The organism is Bacillus safensis (assembly GCF_039619585.1).
GTDB lineage: Bacteria > Bacillota > Bacilli > Bacillales > Bacillaceae > Bacillus > Bacillus safensis.
The window spans coordinates 3,146,602-3,162,413 of sequence record NZ_CP154909.1; the positions used below are offsets into that span (position 1 = coordinate 3,146,602).

A 15,812-nucleotide genomic window follows, 5' to 3' on the forward strand; every position below is an offset into this window, starting at 1 on the left:
ACAAAAATTAATGAATGACATACGGCCTCATACAGGCATGTATTTCATCCATCCACTTTCTATATTCAGGTATAAAGTATGTTTTCAGGAATGATTGGAAGTGATTTGAAGGGAATGTATAGAAAGCTAGTACATCAAAACTTAAAAATATTTGATCAAACGAACGAATCGTTTTGGCAAAGTGTTCATTTTCAATAATTGAAAGCAGAAGAGGATGTGTTGTGTCTAAATGAAAGAAGGCATGGATCAGATCATTAAAGATCCGATCCCCTTCTGTTTTGTCAAAATCCTTCTCAATTTCATCTAAATAGTTTAGACTCTCTTCTATCGTGTATAGAAGTTCATAATATGTGGTTAATAAAATATAGTCATTTGAACGATACGCCACAGGTCTCACCTATTTATTTCCGTTTATCGTAGTATACGCCGTCACTTGTTATGGGCTGGTATGGATTTTGATAATTCAGCTGTTTTGTTTTCTTTTTTTGTATGGCTTGAATATCTGCCTTTATTCCATTTTGGATAACCGTTAATTGCTTCGCCATCTGTTGATCTGTTTGGATGATTTCGCGGATTTTCTCTTTTTCTTGATCCGTCAATTCATGCTGTATATCTCTCATTAATTCGTCTCTCTCAATTAAAAAGGCATCAAAGTCTTCAACAAGTGTCTCACTTTGCGGATTTTCCGCTATTTCGGCTGCCATTTTTAATGTTTGATCATGCAGCTGGTCCACAATACTCATAGAGAGCCCCCGATAGAGTGGTGACGGCCTTTTCGATCGGTTTGAATGACTTCCTTCCACGCATCACGAAAATCAGTTACGTACTCTTCTACTTCATTCAATATCTCTTCGTCATTTTGAAGATTGGCTTCTATCAGTCTGCGATAAATGTAATCATACATACTTGCCATACTCTTTGATACGTCATAGGAACGATTTAAGGTGACATTTAATTCTTGAATGATGTTTTGAGCCTTTTTCAGGTTCAAGTTTCTCGTTTCTGCATCCTCTTTTTGAATGGCATGCTTCGCTATTCTGATGAACTTTAAGCAGCCTTCATAAAGCATAAGCGTCAACTCGGCAGGTGTTGCGGTCTCAATAGAATTTTTTTGATAGGCGGCATAAGGGTTCTGTATTGCCATATGTTATAAACCTCCAATTATTGTCCAAGCAGTTGAGAAAGGTAGCCAGATTGGTTGTTTAGCTTTTGAATTGCACTATCCATGGCGTTAAACTTTTTGTAGTAACGGGCTTCAACCATTTTTAAACGATCTTGGAATGTACTCATTCGTTTTGTCAAAGAATCAAGGTCCTTACCAAGTCCGTATTCCTTTGATTCCATTGTTATGCTGCCAGCCTTTTTTTGAATGCTCTTCGAAAAGTCTGATAAGGAATTTTTGATACGATAGATGATTCCTTGTTCTTGATATTGCTGCTGCGCTTTGTCTTTATCCTTTGAATCCACATTTAAACTACCCGAGATGAACATTTGTCTGACCTTCTCCGGGTCTTCTTCAATGGCTTTTTTTAATTTCTCTACTCCATCACTATCCTTAATAAATTCAAGCTTCCCACCATCTTTATAGCTGGATGATGTCGAAATACCGATTTGTGTGAGTTGGATTTTATTCGCATCACTTGTCGTAATATTAGCATACAAATCACTTCTTATTTTAGAGGCACCAGATCGTAAAATGGAATCACTTCTCAGCAAGCCAGACTTCGCGGTCGTTTCCCATAGCTCTATTTCTTTTTCAGACATCGCTTTTTTCTCTTCAGCCGTTAATGGATGATAGTCTCTGTTTTTCTTTTCATTGACTTTTCCATTAATCTGCTCAACGAGTTCATTATATTTATCAACAAATTGTTTAATTTTATCATATATTGCATCCACATCTGTTGAAACGTTTAAGCTGACGGGCTTATCTGTGGTTGCTTTAAGCTCGTACGTAATATCAGCCTGCGTGAATGTATTGTTGTTATTTTCCATTTTCAGACCATTAATCTCGTATTGCGCCTTCTGTCCTTGAGTGGTCGCAACTAATTTGTTATCTCCATCTACTTGGAAGCCTAATTGCGTTAAAAATGAAGCCGAATTGCCATCAGCTGCTTTAATACTGACGCCTTCACCCGTTGTTCGAGAAGTAAGAGCAATTGTATCCACGTAGTTAGTGCCATCAGAGATTTGGCCTTTGTAAGCCGTCACACCTAATTGAGCGTTGTTTAGCTTTTTCACGATGTCATCGATTGTATCGGAATCAGAGGTATTGATCGTCACCATTTTCGGTTTTGTTGAATCTGGTGTCGTCACTTCAAACGTAAACGTGCCATTTGCTGGTGTAAATCCAGATGTACCAGAGGACTTGAAGACAGAAGCTGTCGCTAGTTGAGTGACATGAATAGAGCCAGAGGTCGCATTTGTTGATCCAGTTGCTGTGACAGCAGATTCATTAGAGCTTGTCACCTTTTTGGCGCCATATGTACTTGGACGCGTTAAGTTTAAACTGTTGATCAAATCATCTAATTCTTTAATTTTCGAATTAACCTCGCGATAGCTGTCTCTTTGCCATTCAAGTGTTTGTTTCTGACGCGTCATTGTATCAAGTGGTGCTTGCTCCGTTTTCATCAGCTTTGATACGATTTCATCAATATCGAACACATTTGAAAATCCAGTAATACGATTGACCATTATTTATGTTCTCCCTTCATTTACATTCTTTTATCTACAAATAAACCGACAATTTCTGTCATTGCTGCATAGAAATCAAGCCATTCCTTGGAAGGAATTTCTCTAATGACTTCATCTGTTTGGTTATCTACGACTTTGACATAATATTCGTTGAGTTTTTCATGTAATTCAAATTGAAGATGAAATTGAGTAGGTTCAATCAGCTTGTTTGCCCCTTGAAGCGTTTTTTCAATTTCTTCTTTTGAAACAGCCCTGCCATTTGCTTGTGAGTCAGAGTTTACATTGTCATTCTGGTTATTAGAAACACGGGTTTGAAATGCATCGATAATTGGCTCTAGCGATGTCAACTTACCAACAGACATAGTTATTCAGCTCCTGTGCTTTAATCTATCTTTTATATCGGCTTTGAATTTGCAAATTAAATATAGATGGACCGATTTGTTAAAGTTTCCTATAGATCATGAACATCTGTATCGAAACGCTTTCACACGGAGAAGGACAGCTGAATGCGATAAAAAAATCCTCACTTTTTTTGTGAGGATAATTGAGAGAGGAGATCTAAGGATAAACTAGCAGCACGATTGTTCTCTTCTTGAATTGACAGGTACACTTCTTTCCTGTGAATATCGATGTGCTTAGGAGCCTCAATCCCGACTTTCACTTGATCGCCTTCGATTGAAATAATCTTGACTTCAATATCATCGCCTATTTGAATCGACTGGTTTAATTTACGAGACAGCACTAACATGAGGATGCCACCTCTAACAAATGTTTTGTATGATAGGCTGAATCATGCAAAATCACCTGCTTGGCTTTCATGTTTTTCCGGTTCACAATAATAGGCGCTCTTAAATTGGCTGTTGTTTTTTCAATAGATGATTCCATTGTTAAAATAACCATTACTTCCACATCATTAGCATCTTCTACTTCCAGAATGTCTACAACCGTTTCGTCTAAATCAAATTCGTATTGATTGAAGAATAAAAACGGGCTGCTGACGATAAAACCTAATGCCGAGTTATTTAATGATTGAAGAACTAAAAATGGAGACTCTTCTGATAAAGGCAAAATGACAAACTGTTTTTGATCCAGAAATCCTGGTATCCCGTTAGAGAAGTGAATGATTTGCTCCTCTTTGATTGTCACTTCACCATGGTATTTTGTTTGAATGATCATAATTCACGACCTTTTTCGTTTTTCTTAACTATACCTTATCACCATTTTGGCCCGTTTCGTCAACTTCTATTTTTAATTCTGGGTATTGTAACATATCAATATTGACCTTACCTGGCTGGTAGTTAACGATTGGTTTATGAGGTGTGGCCTCTATGATAGCTTTTTGCGGCTCCACATCAATTTGAAGCTCAGAAGGCTGATAGTGAATTTTCACACTAAAGAATGAAGGTATCACACCAATGGTGAATTGTTTTGCTGGGGGACTGCCATTGATTTTGGCAAACTCAGCAATCGCATTCCCACCATTCTCGATCTTGATGAGTTCACTTCCTTCTTCCGCTCTGCGACCCATTCCTTCTCCAACAGCACGCTTCCCCTCAGCTGCCCATTCCTCAGAACGTCTAAAAATTGACTTGATGTCCATATCGGCAAACGCCTCGGTTTGATCAATGGTTAATTTCGACGGTGTCCTTTTGATATTCATGACAGCTCGTGGCTGCTGAATCTCAAGATCAGCTCGTGGCTGCTCTACTTCTTGCCGGGAAGGAGTTGTCGACATTTGAAGTTTTGCATAGGTTTGCTGCATTAACAATCTAGGGATTTGCATATGTTCACCTCCATGATGCAAAAAAGCACCCATCGGATGCTTTTTATTATCTTAAGAAATCAACAAGGGATGGCTGAATGACTTTAGCTGTTGTCGCTAAAGCAGCTCTATTCACCGTCTCTTGTTGAAGAAGATCAAGAATTGCCTTTTCACTTTCAACATCTTCATTATCTGATTTAGCATTTTTCAGTACTTGAAATTGTGAAGTCAAACGACTTCCTACTAAGTCAACACGATTCGAACGCGCTCCTAGGTCAGATCGCTCAGCACTCATTACTTCTTTAAACTGATCGATACTTCCTAATGCATCATCAGAATTCGCAAACGTTCCATTTTTCAATGAGTTTTCTAAATCAGTCAGCATTTCAATGACATTTTGACCGTTAGCCTGTCCGCCAAACGCTGAGATTGGATTTGAGTTTACATTTAAAGTGATACCATCAGAAATATTCGCTTGAACAGCATTCGCATCTGTATAATTTTCGAAGTTAAATGTATACGTTCCGTCTGCATTCTCAACAACTGGTTTAACATTTGTATTTGTCCCATTAAATACGAACTTACCTAGCATTTGAGTGTTCATTGCATCAATGATTTGATTCTTCATCTGGCCAATTTCCACTCCGATAGCTGCTAAATCTTCGGGCTGCTTTGTTCCATTTGCCGCATCAAGCACTTTATCTCGTATATTTGACATAATATCAATGATTTCCGTGACACTTGTTTCAGATGTATCAATCCAGTTTTGTGCTTCATTTAAGTTATTTTTATATTGTTCATTTCGAAACAAGGCAGTACTATATTGAAGGCTTTTTACTGCTGCAACAGGATCATCAGACGTTTTTGTAAAACGTTTGCCTGTTTGTGCCTGCTCATTAATTTTAGAAAGTTTTTCATAGCTTTTACTAATATTTCGAAGTGAGTTTTGAGAAATCATCCCTTGTGTGACTCGCATCCGTTATCCCTACCTTCCTACGACACCCATGCCGTTTATGACCTTATCCAATACTTCATCTTGTAATGTCATAATTCTCGCAGCCGCATTATATGCATGCTGAAATTGGATCATATTCGTCATTTCTTCATCAATGGAGACAGCGCTAGTCGACATTCTACGTTCATTGGCTGAATTGACAAGAGCAGCTGAACTGCTTTCAAGCGTCATGTTCTTTTTCCCTTGTACCCCCATCTCAGCAATCACATTTTGGTAATAATCCTGAATTGTCGTTGTATTTCCGCCGATTGGTAACTTTAAGTCTTGTATATTAGCTAATTTCGTAGCATTCGAACCGTCACCTTGTGTTTGATTGAGAGATGCAGCAATATTATCTGTTGATGCTAAAATGACATCGCTCACTTTAATACGAGCTGCCAAACCTTTATTCAACTCATTGTTATTTTCGATATCAAAAAAGTCTTGTCCACTTGCACCATTTAACGTGTACCCCTGCTTATGTACATCGTTAAATGTATCCATGAATACTTTTGCTACTTCATCCAGCTCTGCAAGCATATCTGGATACATGCCTTTTTCAGCACCGTTTGACATGTAGCCATAAGCTTCAACAAGTGCTTTTACTTTACCGTTCACTTGTAATTGATCCGCTGCAATTGTTGTTGTTCCGAACTGAAGTGAGTTAACAAGTCCCGTTGTATTATCGTAAGAGATTTGCAGTTCAGACTTTTCGTTCGTAATACCATTCAAAATGTTTCCAGCAGATTGTCCATTTGCACCGATAATGTCGATGTTGACAGTTCCTTCAGCAATTTTGAGTGCATTACCGCCAGGTGGATTGTAGCTGACCTTAATATCAACAAGTGAGGATAATTGATCGACCAAAGTATCACGTGTATCATAAAGATCATTTGGAAGATATCCATTTGGCTCAACTGCTGCAATCTGTTTGTTCACTTCATCTATTTGAGATAAAAGAGTGTTTACATCTTTGGCTGTTGAATCGAGTTCCGTTTTTAAATTCTTTTGTATCGTTGTTAAAGAAGAATTGAGCAGACGGAATTGGTCAACTAAAGCCTGTGCACTTGTTTTAACAACTGTACGTGCAGAAGCCGTATCAGCATTTTTTGATTCCGATAAGACCTGTAATGATTTCCATAGATTATCAAAAGCTCTGTTCAAGCCCTCATCCGTCAAATCATTCATAACCCCTTCCATCTGTGAAAGGGCATCTGACTTCGTTGAGTAGTAAGATAAGTTATTATTATGATCTCTGTATTGTAGATCTAAAAAGCTGTCTCGAATTCTTTCAACGGTTCCAACTTGTACACCTGTCCCCATTTGGCCATACGTTTTGCCGTCATAAACAGAAATGACTGGATAAGGATTTTCTGCTTTAAAGGTCACTCTTTGTCTTGAGTAGCCCTCCGTATTTGCATTGGAGACGTTGTTTGATGTGACATAAAGCCCTGCACGCTGGGCTGTGATGCCTCTTTTTGCCGTTTCTAGTCCCATGAATGTAGAACCCATTGGTATCCTCCTTGTTTACGCCTTTGAATCAAACAAAGCCCTTTGCTGTTTAGGCTTTGAACTCTCAAGACCATTTTGTCCGTAATTCATATTTTCTTTATTAGGGTTAACGAGATCGAATGTCAGTGAAATAAATTGAAGTGACTGCTGAATAAGCTGCTTGTTCAGTTCATTTACATCTTTTAGTTCCACCATGATGTCATTTAGTTTCTCATATAATGAAATGAGCTCTTCTTGATCTGTACCTTCAGCCTTTTCGATACATGCAGTGATGGTTGGTGATTGATCACTTTGTAAAAATTGAACGGTCGCTTCAATTCGTTTTTCTTCTAATTGAGAAATGGCCTGAATATACTTTTGCTCTAAATTCAGGACCTCTGAAAGAGCATCAATCTCATTGCTTTTCAGCATTTCTGTTTTATCCTTAGACAACTTTAAAAGCTGTTCATGCAATCCATAGAGACGATGCAGTTCTTCAATAATTATTTTAACTGACATTCACGCTGCTCCCTTTTGTTATTGTTGTTTATAAAAATTCAGCATTTTATCTGCAATGCCTTTTGTATCTACTTGATATGTTCCGGCTTCAATGCTTTTTTTAATTTGGTCAATTTTATCTTGGCGTTCTCTCATAATATTCGGCACCTTTTGCATTTCGATTGCCTTTTTAGAAATTTCGACTTTATCAGTTGATTTAGCTTGATTCGATTGCAACGTTTGTTTCTCATATGTTTTCTTGTAAGGATTTACTGGTTGTGTTCCATATCGATTAATTTTCACGGGATTCCTCTCGCTTTCCGTTACAGTCTGTCTTGATTCTATCCATTTTATCGACCAAACTGCAACTTAGTTTAGGGAATCAGTCGTTTTTAGGATTAATGGCATAATAGGTGTCTTTTTTCCTAGATTCAATCTCCCTTTTACGCTCCTCTTCTTGGTTCATTTGGCTGATTTGCAAATGAATATCCTGTTCACATTGGCTGCATAGCTTGTTTTTCCTGATCGCTTTGCCACATCTTTCACAAGGAAAATTAATATTTGGAAATTGACTAATTTGCAGTCTTTTCAAACGAATAAATTTCAAGATTAATTCTTCATCAACGTCTGTTGCTTCTACTATTTCAGCAATAGTTGATTGTCTATTACTTTGTTTTCTCAAGAATTTATATACGATATCAAAAGAACGTTCTTCTTCTTCAAAGCATTTGTTACAAACCGTTTGGATGGTGGTTTTTAAAAATAGCTGATTACATTGTGGACAGTTTGCCAATTGATTCATAACCAAAACCCCTTACGTTATTTTCTTTTCTTATTATCGGTTAATTATCATGATTTTTAACTACGTATCAACGTAAAAGAAGAAACACTTTTAGCACCTGCGTCTTTCAAAATTCTTGCCGCATCATAGATGGTTGCTCCCGTTGTATAGATATCATCAACTAATATAATATCCCTTTGAACAACCGCATCTGTTTGCTTGATTTGAAACAATCCTTTTTGATCTAGGCGTTCATTTTTCTTTTTTTTAGACTGCTTACTTTGATGTATTTTCACGAGTGGCTGCAATATTGGCTTATCTAGCAAAGAAGCGATTATCACGGACTGATTAAATCCTCTTTCTTTTAGTCTTTCATGACTTAAAGGGATCGGTATCAGCAATGGGTCTTTTATGCAGAAGGAATGTTTAAATGCTGCTTGTACATCTCTTTTAAACAGCTCAGCTAAAGCCGTATCACCCCGAAATTTAAAGCGGGCAAGGACATCTTTCATCAACTCGCTGTAAGTATAAACTGACCTATTTTTTACAAGGACTTTAATAGAATCAGAGCGTTCATTCCAACTCTTACAGTCCTGGCATAATTGGTCATTTGACTGCGCCCTTCCGCATGTTGGACAAATAGGACGTTCAATCTTTACTAAGTGATTCTTACATGCTACACAAAGACGATCATCATTTAATAGTAGGAATGATTTCCATGTAAAAGCAGGCACAAAATGTCCCTCGCAAATTTGACAAATCAATTGGTTTCCTTGTTCAGCAGCAGACGATTTTCACACCTTGGAAATGCGGAAACCTTGGAAGCTGCTTCTGTCAGAATGACCAGCATCGCAGTATTCTTCTGTTTATCCACCATCTCAGATTTACTGTAAGATATTTTATCGATATCTGTTATATATTGTGGTTTCACTTGATTCAGTGAAATCGCTAATACATCTTCCATACACTTTTCACAATGACAAATCATGTTTAATTGGTTGAGATATTGATTGAGAATTTCCTTGAGTAGTATTTCTTTTGCATTGAGTAGCATATTTGTCTCTCCTGCCATTTGTGTATTGTGAATATAATGTACCATGATTTAGTTGAACCCACACTGTTTTTCAGAAAACTCTTTTGCAGCCGTATCATTCATTTTTGCGATATGCTTCTTTGCTTGTTTCATACTTCTCGTTAAACCAAAATGAAAAAGGAAAACATCTCCTGTACAATAATCCGGATGTCTGCCTACCCGTCCAGAAATCTGAACAAGTGCACTCTCTGTAAAAATAGTAGATTCCGAACCTAGTACCCCCACTTGAACATTTGGAATGGTTACGCCTCTTTCTAGAATAGTGGTTGTAACTAGTACATCGTATACGTAATCTCTAAAGTGCTGAACCTTTTGTTTCCTATCCGGATCATCGGCAGATACTCCCTCCACGTTTAAGGATTGTTCTCGAAGAATCTTCGTTACCTTCTTCATGACAGCAATTGAAGGAACAAAAAGTAATATTCTTCTCTTATTTGCAATATGTCTCTGCATCCAATTCATCACTTTAGGGGGCAGTTGGTTCTTTTTTAATTTCTTTTTCCAATGTCCGATCCAATGAAAGGTCGGTACGGGTAATGGGTGCTCGTGAAAACGCAAAGGAACTTTCATCGCTTCCAGTTTTCCGCGAGAAACCTCTCTCGTCATTTTTTTAGAGGGTGTCGCACTTAAATAAATCCTAACCCCTCCGTTCTTTCTCATCGCCTTTAGAACAGCAAATTGGAGTCGCTCATCCATTGAATAAGGGAAGGCATCGACTTCATCTACAATGAGCACATCAAAAGCATTTTTGTATCTCATCAGCTGGTGGGTTGTGGTGATCACAAGCGGTGCTATTTGAAACCTTTGAGAACTGCCTCCATAAAGTACGGTAATTATCACCCCTTGAAATGCTTTTCTAAGCCGCGGTTCGAGTTCAAGCACAACATCTGTTCTAGGTGTCGCAATACAGACACTCATTCCTTGATTTAATGCATATTCGATTCCGTGAAAAAGCACTTCCGTTTTCCCTGCTCCGCAAACCGCCCAAACAAGTAGATCAAATTTGTTTTTAATAGCTTCAATCATTCTTTCTGACGCTCTTTTTTGTCCTTTAGACAGCTCTCCCTGCCATGTTAATTCGGCTCGACCTGTTTCTACCATTTGTGGACCTGTCCATTCATAAAGAAACCCACATTCTGCTGCTTTTCCCATCATGATGCATGATCTACAGTACACACAATCCTTTTGACACACTTCACATGGAGAATGAGCGAAATACCGCTTGTGTGATACACCGCACCGGCAGCATGTAAAACCATTTGCTTTCCTCTCAATGGCTGGAGACCGATTGACTAAGCCCTTCTCCTCCAGCCAATCTAAATTGGACTGCGGGCACTTTGTTTCAACGGTGAGCAGATGGCGTGAATGCAGCTGCCCCATTAGTTCCATTGCTTTGTCCATATTCATCTTCACCAAACACCTTTCAATTGATGTTTGGCTATTATGCGCAAAGACATGACCTTTCGTCCAACAGTTAAAATCAAAAAACAAAACCTCTTTTCCATACGAAAAGAGGTTTTTTAGGAATTATCTAATCACCCAGCCAAGAGCTAAAGAGCCTTCACCTAGATGGGTGCCGATTACGGCACCAAAGTAGCTTTTATAAAATTCAACATGAGGATATTTTTCTGATAAGTGCGCAATTAATTCTTCTGCTTCTTCTTCTCTATTACCATGTATCAGTGTTGCTCTCATCGGAACACCACGTGATGCATCTTCATCAAATAATTCAAAAATACGTGAAATGGCTTTTTTACGTGTGCGAATCTTCTCAAAAGGAACAATTAGCTTGTTGTCAAAATGCAAAATAGGTTTTACCTTTAAGAGGCTTCCAATAAAAGCCTGAGCACCATTTAATCTGCCGCCTCTTTGCAAATGAGTTAAATCGTCTACCATAAAATACGCCCGCTGACTTTCTTTCAGGTAATTTAGATGTGCTAACACTTCTTCTAAAGAAGCACCTTCTTGGATTTTTTCAGCAGCTTCTAACACATAAAAACCTTGTGCCATACAGCTTGTTTCTGTATCAAACGGGTAAATATCAATCCCGTCAACTAGATCATTCGCTGAGACCGCACTATTATACGTTCCACTAATTCCACTTGAAAGGTGGATACTAATCACGGCGTCGTATGTTTCACTTAGTTTTTCATATAAGGCTATTAATTCACCGAAAGCAGGCTGAGAGGTTGTTGGAAGATCTTTGTGTTTTTTGATTTCTTCATAATATGTCTTCCAGTCCATTTCTATTTCTTCACGGTATGATTCACTGCCGAAGATGACGTTAAGGGGGATCATATGAATATTATGTTTATCACGCAGCTCTTGTGGTAGATAAGCAGTACTGTCTGTTACAACGGCTATTTTCATTCTTAAATACCTTCCTTATTCGTTAAGTTACTCTTTTTTATTTTAAAAGAATGATCATTTTTTCATTAGATTTATAATAGTAATCAAAAAAGCCTGCCTAATCAATAGGCAAGCCCTCTATATCCGAAAAAGAATCCTTACCCTGTCTATCATTTCCCTTCACCTAAAATGTGAGAGAATAAAAACAGGCGAAAAAGGAGTACTTGTCCGGAACACTATCTCATTTCTACCCAGCCGTTTTTAATAGCTACAACAACAGCTTGTGTACGGTCGTTTACATTCATTTTTTGCAAAATGTTACTCACGTGGTTTTTAACTGTTTTCTCACTAATAAAGAGCGATTCACCGATTCCTCTGTTGCTCTTTCCGTCAGCTAACATTTGAAGAACTTCACATTCACGTCTAGTTAAGATATGAAGTGGTCTGCGAATTTCAGGATATACCTCATGCTGTGGATGTGCTGAAACGCCGCTAGTCGCTAGGCGTCGGAATTCATTTACTAAGTTATGAGTGACTTTCGGGTGTAAATAAGAGCCTCCGTCAGCTACAACTTTCACTGCTTCGATGAGTGTGTCTGCATCCATTTCTTTTAACAGGTAGCCTCTCGCCCCTGTTTTCAATGCATGTGTTACATAGTTTTCATCGTCATGAATAGATAGAATAATGACTTTTGATTCGGGATAAAGCTCAACAAGCTGCTTTGTAGCCTCAACACCATTTACATTCGGCATATTAATGTCCATAATGACAACATCCGGATGATAGTGTTCTACGATACGTGCAGCTTCGTCACCGTCGTCTCCTTCTGCAACTACTTCAAAAGTAGGTTCAAAATCTAAAATCCGTTTGACACCTTCACGGAATAATTGGTGGTCATCAATAATTACAATATTTACTTTAGTCACAAGCTACGCCTCCCCATGTTTATTGTTCTACACCTGAACTTTATGGTCAATATGTCTTTTGACTCTATTTTACAATTTTATTTTGCAATGTTAATGGCACGCGAATCATGATGAATGTCCCTAGACCTATTTTTGAGTCTATGGTCATTTTACCTTCCAGTAAGTCTACGCGTTCTTTCATGCCAAGTAAACCGAAGGATTTGTTTTTGTTTGTTTTCACATCTTTCATATCAAAGCCTTTTCCATCATCTTTAATAATTAAGGTCACAAAGTCTTTCGTTACTTCTACTTTGACAGAGATTTCTTCAGCTTCAGAATGTTTTAATGAATTTGTGACAGCTTCTTGGGCTAGTCTAAACAGTGCTACTTCAAATTGAGAAGCAATTCTTTCGCTTTCTGTATCACCTAGGCATTGGAACGTAATTTTGGTTTTTCCATCATATTCTTCAATTGTGTTTAAGTATTTTCTCAGTGTCGGAATCAGACCCAAATCATCTAAAGCCATCGGTCTTAAATCATAAATGATTCTTCTCACTTCGTACAGTGCATTTCGCACATTCTGTCTGAGACTTCTAATTTCTTTAAAACCTTCTTCTGTACCGCGGTCTCTAAAAATCCGTTCAATTAATTCGGAACGCATCATCACATTGGCCAGCATTTGAGCAGGGCCGTCATGAATTTCCCGAGACACTCTTTTGCGTTCTTCTTCTTGGGCTTCAATAATTCTGAGACCAAAATCTTGTTTTGCCTGAGCATCTTCAAGTAAAACGCCGACCTGGCGTAAATCCTGGTTGAGATAGTTGAGAACCACTGTAATCTGACTCACAAGCGTTTCAGAACGTTCAATGACGTCTTGTAAGCTTAATAATCGTCTTTCCAGATCGTCTCTTCTTTCTCTCAGCTGCTTCTCACGCTGCTGGATCATGGTGAGTTCCACTTGCAAGTTATGTGCTTTTTCGTAGGCCTCACGTATTTCTTCTTCGCTGAATTTGTTGAAGTTTCTGCTGACCTCAGATAAGCGGTTTCTAGCATGTCTTGTATGGACTTCCAGCTTATCCCCAAAATCAATTACTTCGTTTACTTGCTGTTTGATTTGCTTCAGCTCTTCTACTAGGCTTTCATATTGTTGACGGGACTGTTCGCCTATTCTAAATACTTCGTCCTTGCTGCCATCAACTGTACTTAGCATTTTCATGATGATTGAATCCAATAATTTCGGATCCATTTTGGGTGTTGTCATGGCTTTTCCCTCCCGTAACAGTGATGTCATCTTTTTTTATTATAAATGTCATTGATCTGCATTTTATGTCGAATTATAATGAAAGAATGCGTATAATCATGAAGTTTTTATGACGACCCTTTTTCCGCTCCTATCATCATAACAAAATACGCTGTAAAATTCTAAAACCAATGCAAATTTTCACTAGTCTTACAATTTGCTTGTCAGGAGGGTATGTCTTTTGCTGAATCGCTATCTTACAGTAAAAAGTCGTGGCGAGCATGAGATCGTCATTGAAAAATCACGTTTTATTTGTCATATACAGCGTGCTGTCTCAGAAGAAGAAGCACAAGCATTTATACAATCCATTAAAAAACAACATTGGAATGCCACACATAATTGTTCAGCCTATCTCATTGGTGAACATGACCTGATTCAAAAGGCGAATGATGATGGTGAACCAAGCGGTACAGCAGGTGTGCCAATGCTTGAAGTGCTAAAAAAACGGAAGCTGAAAGATACAGTCGTTGTGGTCACTCGTTATTTCGGCGGTATCAAGCTTGGTGCCGGTGGATTGATTCGTGCCTACGGAAAATCTGTATCAGAAGCTATCAACCATGTTGGAATGGTAGAGCGCTGTTTAATGCGTACAATGCACACAACAATAGATTATACATGGCTTGGAAAGGTAGAGAATGAGCTTAGAGCCTCATCTTTTCAGCTAAAAGAAATCCATTATGCAGAAGATGTTATTTTTGAGACATATGTCGAAGAAACACAAACAGAGCAGTTCATTGAGTGGATGACTGAGCTGACAAATGGAAAGAGTGTTACAAAAGAAGGCGAACTTATTTATTTAGAAAAGGACATTGGTCCGATAAAGGAGACAGATGAATGGCACAACGAGTAAAAGTGCGTGTACGAAAGAAAAAGAGTAAGAAGAAGAGAATTATCAAACGTATTCTGGTCTTATTTTTGCTTCTTATCATCTGCATGGGCGGATTTGCAGTATATAAAATCGTCAATACTCTTCAAGCTGCTGACAAAACATATGATGAACTAAACCGTGGAGAGAAATCGAATCTTCGTGATGCTGTCATTGATATTAAGAAAAAACCTTTCTCTGTACTATTTGTCGGAATTGAGGATTATGCCACAAAGGGTGATCATGGCCGTTCAGATTCACTCATTGTCGCAACGATAAACCCCCAAGACAAAACGATGAAAATGGTTAGTATTCCTCGTGACACACGCGTACAGCTTGCAAGTGATACAACAGGAAGTAAAGAAAAGATCAATGCAGCATTTGCTAAAGGTGGTAAAGACGAAACGATCGAAACTGTCGAACAATTCTTGCATATTCCGATTGATAAGTATGCAACCGTTGATTTTGACGGATTCAAGGATGTCATTGATGAAGTCGGCGGAATTGATATCGATGTTCCATTTGACTTCAATGAAAAAAGTGATGTTAAAAAATCGAAAAAGATTTACTTCAAAAAAGGCAATATGCATTTAAACGGGGAAGAAGCACTTGCTTACGCACGGATGAGAAAACAAGATCCACGCGGTGATTTCGGACGTAACGATCGTCAGAAACAAATTTTACGTGCAATGATTGATCAAATGGCGAAGCCAAATAACATTGCGAACGTCGATAACATTGCGAAAGAAGTCAGTGATCACATTACGACCAATTTCCGTATCACAGAAGGTCTTGCGCTTCAGCAAATCTACAGCGGATTTAAAGGAGACGACACAGAAACTCTTTCTATTAAGGGATCAGACCTTTATTTAGGGCCAAATCGCACGTATTACTTTGAGCCAGATCCGACCAATTTAGCTAACGTACAAAATGAATTACGCACGCATTTAAAGCTGCCTGCTGAATCTTCAACTGAAACAGATTCACAAACCAATCCGTCCTCTGGTGAAACGGGGACAAGTGATACACCTAACTCTTCGACCAGCACACCTGGACAATAATAAAAACAGCCCAGTTCCTAGG

Annotated in this window: 21 protein-coding genes; 2 read left to right on the top strand and 19 right to left on the bottom strand. The window is 38.3% G+C overall.

Going from position 1 to position 15,812, the window contains the following annotated elements:
* Nucleotides 1–7: 7 nt before the first annotated feature.
* The 19 genes from AAYR28_RS16215 to AAYR28_RS16305 all read right to left on the bottom strand — a co-directional run bounded on the left by AAYR28_RS16215 (nucleotide 8) and on the right by AAYR28_RS16305 (nucleotide 13,825).
* Complete coding sequence (locus AAYR28_RS16215) at nucleotides 8–388, bottom strand: hypothetical protein (RefSeq protein ID WP_041115576.1); 381 nt, start codon at nucleotides 386–388, stop codon at nucleotides 8–10.
* 13 nt (nucleotides 389–401) lie between these two features.
* Nucleotides 402–743 carry a flagella biosynthesis regulatory protein FliT gene (gene fliT, locus AAYR28_RS16220; RefSeq protein WP_041115575.1) on the bottom strand — a complete coding sequence of 114 codons (342 nt, stop codon included), beginning with the start codon at nucleotides 741–743 and terminating at the stop codon, nucleotides 402–404.
* Nucleotides 740–1,144 (bottom strand): flagellar export chaperone FliS, encoded by a 405-nt coding sequence (gene fliS, locus AAYR28_RS16225; RefSeq protein ID WP_024423612.1) that lies wholly within the window; start codon nucleotides 1,142–1,144, stop codon nucleotides 740–742. Before fliS ends, fliT begins: the two co-directional genes overlap by 4 nt.
* 17 nt (nucleotides 1,145–1,161) lie before the next feature.
* Nucleotides 1,162–2,691 carry a flagellar hook-associated protein 2 gene (locus AAYR28_RS16230; RefSeq protein ID WP_120207794.1) on the bottom strand — a complete coding sequence of 510 codons (1,530 nt, stop codon included), beginning with the start codon at nucleotides 2,689–2,691 and terminating at the stop codon, nucleotides 1,162–1,164.
* Nucleotides 2,692–2,711: 20 nt separating this feature from the next.
* Nucleotides 2,712–3,053: a flagellar protein FlaG gene (flaG, locus tag AAYR28_RS16235; protein WP_034281093.1), complete on the bottom strand. Its 342-nt coding sequence runs from the start codon at nucleotides 3,051–3,053 to the stop codon at nucleotides 2,712–2,714.
* Nucleotides 3,054–3,214: 161 nt separating this feature from the next.
* Nucleotides 3,215–3,439 carry a carbon storage regulator CsrA gene (gene csrA, locus AAYR28_RS16240; protein WP_008360181.1) on the bottom strand — a complete coding sequence of 75 codons (225 nt, stop codon included), beginning with the start codon at nucleotides 3,437–3,439 and terminating at the stop codon, nucleotides 3,215–3,217.
* A complete protein-coding gene (fliW, locus tag AAYR28_RS16245) occupies nucleotides 3,433–3,867 on the bottom strand; it encodes a flagellar assembly protein FliW (protein WP_024423615.1) in 435 nt (144 codons plus the stop codon). The genes csrA and fliW overlap by 7 nt, the downstream gene beginning before the upstream one ends.
* A 28-nt stretch (nucleotides 3,868–3,895) precedes the next feature.
* The gene (locus AAYR28_RS16250; protein ID WP_024423616.1) at nucleotides 3,896–4,474 is read right to left on the bottom strand and encodes a DUF6470 family protein; all 579 of its coding nucleotides are present in this window, start codon (nucleotides 4,472–4,474) and stop codon (nucleotides 3,896–3,898) included.
* A gap of 46 nt (nucleotides 4,475–4,520) precedes the next feature.
* The gene (flgL, locus tag AAYR28_RS16255; protein WP_034281095.1) at nucleotides 4,521–5,429 is read right to left on the bottom strand and encodes a flagellar hook-associated protein FlgL; all 909 of its coding nucleotides are present in this window, start codon (nucleotides 5,427–5,429) and stop codon (nucleotides 4,521–4,523) included.
* Nucleotides 5,430–5,438: 9 nt separating this feature from the next.
* Nucleotides 5,439–6,959 carry a flagellar hook-associated protein FlgK gene (gene flgK, locus AAYR28_RS16260; RefSeq protein ID WP_024423618.1) on the bottom strand — a complete coding sequence of 507 codons (1,521 nt, stop codon included), beginning with the start codon at nucleotides 6,957–6,959 and terminating at the stop codon, nucleotides 5,439–5,441.
* A gap of 15 nt (nucleotides 6,960–6,974) precedes the next feature.
* Nucleotides 6,975–7,457 carry a flagellar protein FlgN gene (locus AAYR28_RS16265; protein WP_024423619.1) on the bottom strand — a complete coding sequence of 161 codons (483 nt, stop codon included), beginning with the start codon at nucleotides 7,455–7,457 and terminating at the stop codon, nucleotides 6,975–6,977.
* 18 nt (nucleotides 7,458–7,475) lie between these two features.
* Entirely contained in the window at nucleotides 7,476–7,739 is a 264-nt protein-coding gene (flgM, locus tag AAYR28_RS16270; RefSeq protein ID WP_024423620.1) for a flagellar biosynthesis anti-sigma factor FlgM, read from the bottom strand.
* 79 nt (nucleotides 7,740–7,818) lie between these two features.
* A complete protein-coding gene (locus AAYR28_RS16275) occupies nucleotides 7,819–8,238 on the bottom strand; it encodes a TIGR03826 family flagellar region protein (protein WP_120207796.1) in 420 nt (139 codons plus the stop codon).
* A gap of 56 nt (nucleotides 8,239–8,294) precedes the next feature.
* A complete protein-coding gene (locus AAYR28_RS16280) occupies nucleotides 8,295–8,951 on the bottom strand; it encodes a ComF family protein (protein WP_251232415.1) in 657 nt (218 codons plus the stop codon).
* A gap of 26 nt (nucleotides 8,952–8,977) precedes the next feature.
* Nucleotides 8,978–9,271, bottom strand: a complete 294-nt coding sequence (locus AAYR28_RS16285; RefSeq protein WP_024423623.1) for a late competence development ComFB family protein — start codon at nucleotides 9,269–9,271, stop codon at nucleotides 8,978–8,980.
* Nucleotides 9,272–9,319: 48 nt separating this feature from the next.
* Entirely contained in the window at nucleotides 9,320–10,717 is a 1,398-nt protein-coding gene (locus AAYR28_RS16290; RefSeq protein ID WP_142925562.1) for a DEAD/DEAH box helicase, read from the bottom strand.
* A 120-nt stretch (nucleotides 10,718–10,837) separates the two neighbouring features.
* Nucleotides 10,838–11,680, bottom strand: coding sequence for a DegV family protein (locus tag AAYR28_RS16295; RefSeq protein ID WP_024423625.1), 843 nt, complete (start codon nucleotides 11,678–11,680; stop codon nucleotides 10,838–10,840).
* A gap of 215 nt (nucleotides 11,681–11,895) precedes the next feature.
* Nucleotides 11,896–12,585, bottom strand: coding sequence for a two-component system response regulator DegU (gene degU, locus AAYR28_RS16300; RefSeq protein ID WP_008348273.1), 690 nt, complete (start codon nucleotides 12,583–12,585; stop codon nucleotides 11,896–11,898).
* Between the two features lie 64 nt (nucleotides 12,586–12,649).
* Complete coding sequence (locus AAYR28_RS16305; protein WP_003213166.1) at nucleotides 12,650–13,825, bottom strand: sensor histidine kinase; 1,176 nt, start codon at nucleotides 13,823–13,825, stop codon at nucleotides 12,650–12,652.
* Between the two features lie 220 nt (nucleotides 13,826–14,045).
* Between AAYR28_RS16305 and AAYR28_RS16310 the strand changes: the two genes are divergently transcribed.
* Together AAYR28_RS16310 and AAYR28_RS16315 are read left to right on the top strand one after the other, a co-directional pair.
* Nucleotides 14,046–14,714: a YigZ family protein gene (locus AAYR28_RS16310; protein WP_012011434.1), complete on the top strand. Its 669-nt coding sequence runs from the start codon at nucleotides 14,046–14,048 to the stop codon at nucleotides 14,712–14,714.
* Nucleotides 14,699–15,790 (top strand): LCP family protein, encoded by a 1,092-nt coding sequence (locus tag AAYR28_RS16315; protein ID WP_034281103.1) that lies wholly within the window; start codon nucleotides 14,699–14,701, stop codon nucleotides 15,788–15,790. Before AAYR28_RS16310 ends, AAYR28_RS16315 begins: the two co-directional genes overlap by 16 nt.
* The last annotated feature ends 22 nt before the right edge of the window (nucleotides 15,791–15,812 follow it).

Bases quoted from the DNA above. Each gene is read 5' to 3' on its own strand.
- fliT (WP_041115575.1), bottom strand. From the start codon at position 743: ATGAGTATTGTGGACCAGCTGCATGATCAAACATTAAAAATGGCAGCC.
- fliS (WP_024423612.1), bottom strand. From the start codon at position 1,144: ATGGCAATACAGAACCCTTATGCCGCCTATCAAAAAAATTCTATTGAG.
- AAYR28_RS16230 (WP_120207794.1), bottom strand. From the start codon at position 2,691: ATGGTCAATCGTATTACTGGATTTTCAAATGTGTTCGATATTGATGAA.
- flaG (WP_034281093.1), bottom strand. From the start codon at position 3,053: ATGTCTGTTGGTAAGTTGACATCGCTAGAGCCAATTATCGATGCATTT.
- csrA (WP_008360181.1), bottom strand. From the start codon at position 3,439: ATGTTAGTGCTGTCTCGTAAATTAAACCAGTCGATTCAAATAGGCGAT.
- fliW (WP_024423615.1), bottom strand. From the start codon at position 3,867: ATGATCATTCAAACAAAATACCATGGTGAAGTGACAATCAAAGAGGAG.
- AAYR28_RS16250 (WP_024423616.1), bottom strand. From the start codon at position 4,474: ATGCAAATCCCTAGATTGTTAATGCAGCAAACCTATGCAAAACTTCAA.
- flgL (WP_034281095.1), bottom strand. From the start codon at position 5,429: ATGCGAGTCACACAAGGGATGATTTCTCAAAACTCACTTCGAAATATT.
- flgK (WP_024423618.1), bottom strand. From the start codon at position 6,959: ATGGGTTCTACATTCATGGGACTAGAAACGGCAAAAAGAGGCATCACA.
- AAYR28_RS16265 (WP_024423619.1), bottom strand. From the start codon at position 7,457: ATGTCAGTTAAAATAATTATTGAAGAACTGCATCGTCTCTATGGATTG.
- AAYR28_RS16275 (WP_120207796.1), bottom strand. From the start codon at position 8,238: ATGAATCAATTGGCAAACTGTCCACAATGTAATCAGCTATTTTTAAAA.
- AAYR28_RS16285 (WP_024423623.1), bottom strand. From the start codon at position 9,271: ATGCTACTCAATGCAAAAGAAATACTACTCAAGGAAATTCTCAATCAA.
- AAYR28_RS16290 (WP_142925562.1), bottom strand. From the start codon at position 10,717: ATGAATATGGACAAAGCAATGGAACTAATGGGGCAGCTGCATTCACGC.
- AAYR28_RS16295 (WP_024423625.1), bottom strand. From the start codon at position 11,680: ATGAAAATAGCCGTTGTAACAGACAGTACTGCTTATCTACCACAAGAG.
- AAYR28_RS16305 (WP_003213166.1), bottom strand. From the start codon at position 13,825: ATGACAACACCCAAAATGGATCCGAAATTATTGGATTCAATCATCATG.
- AAYR28_RS16315 (WP_034281103.1), top strand. From the start codon at position 14,699: ATGGCACAACGAGTAAAAGTGCGTGTACGAAAGAAAAAGAGTAAGAAG.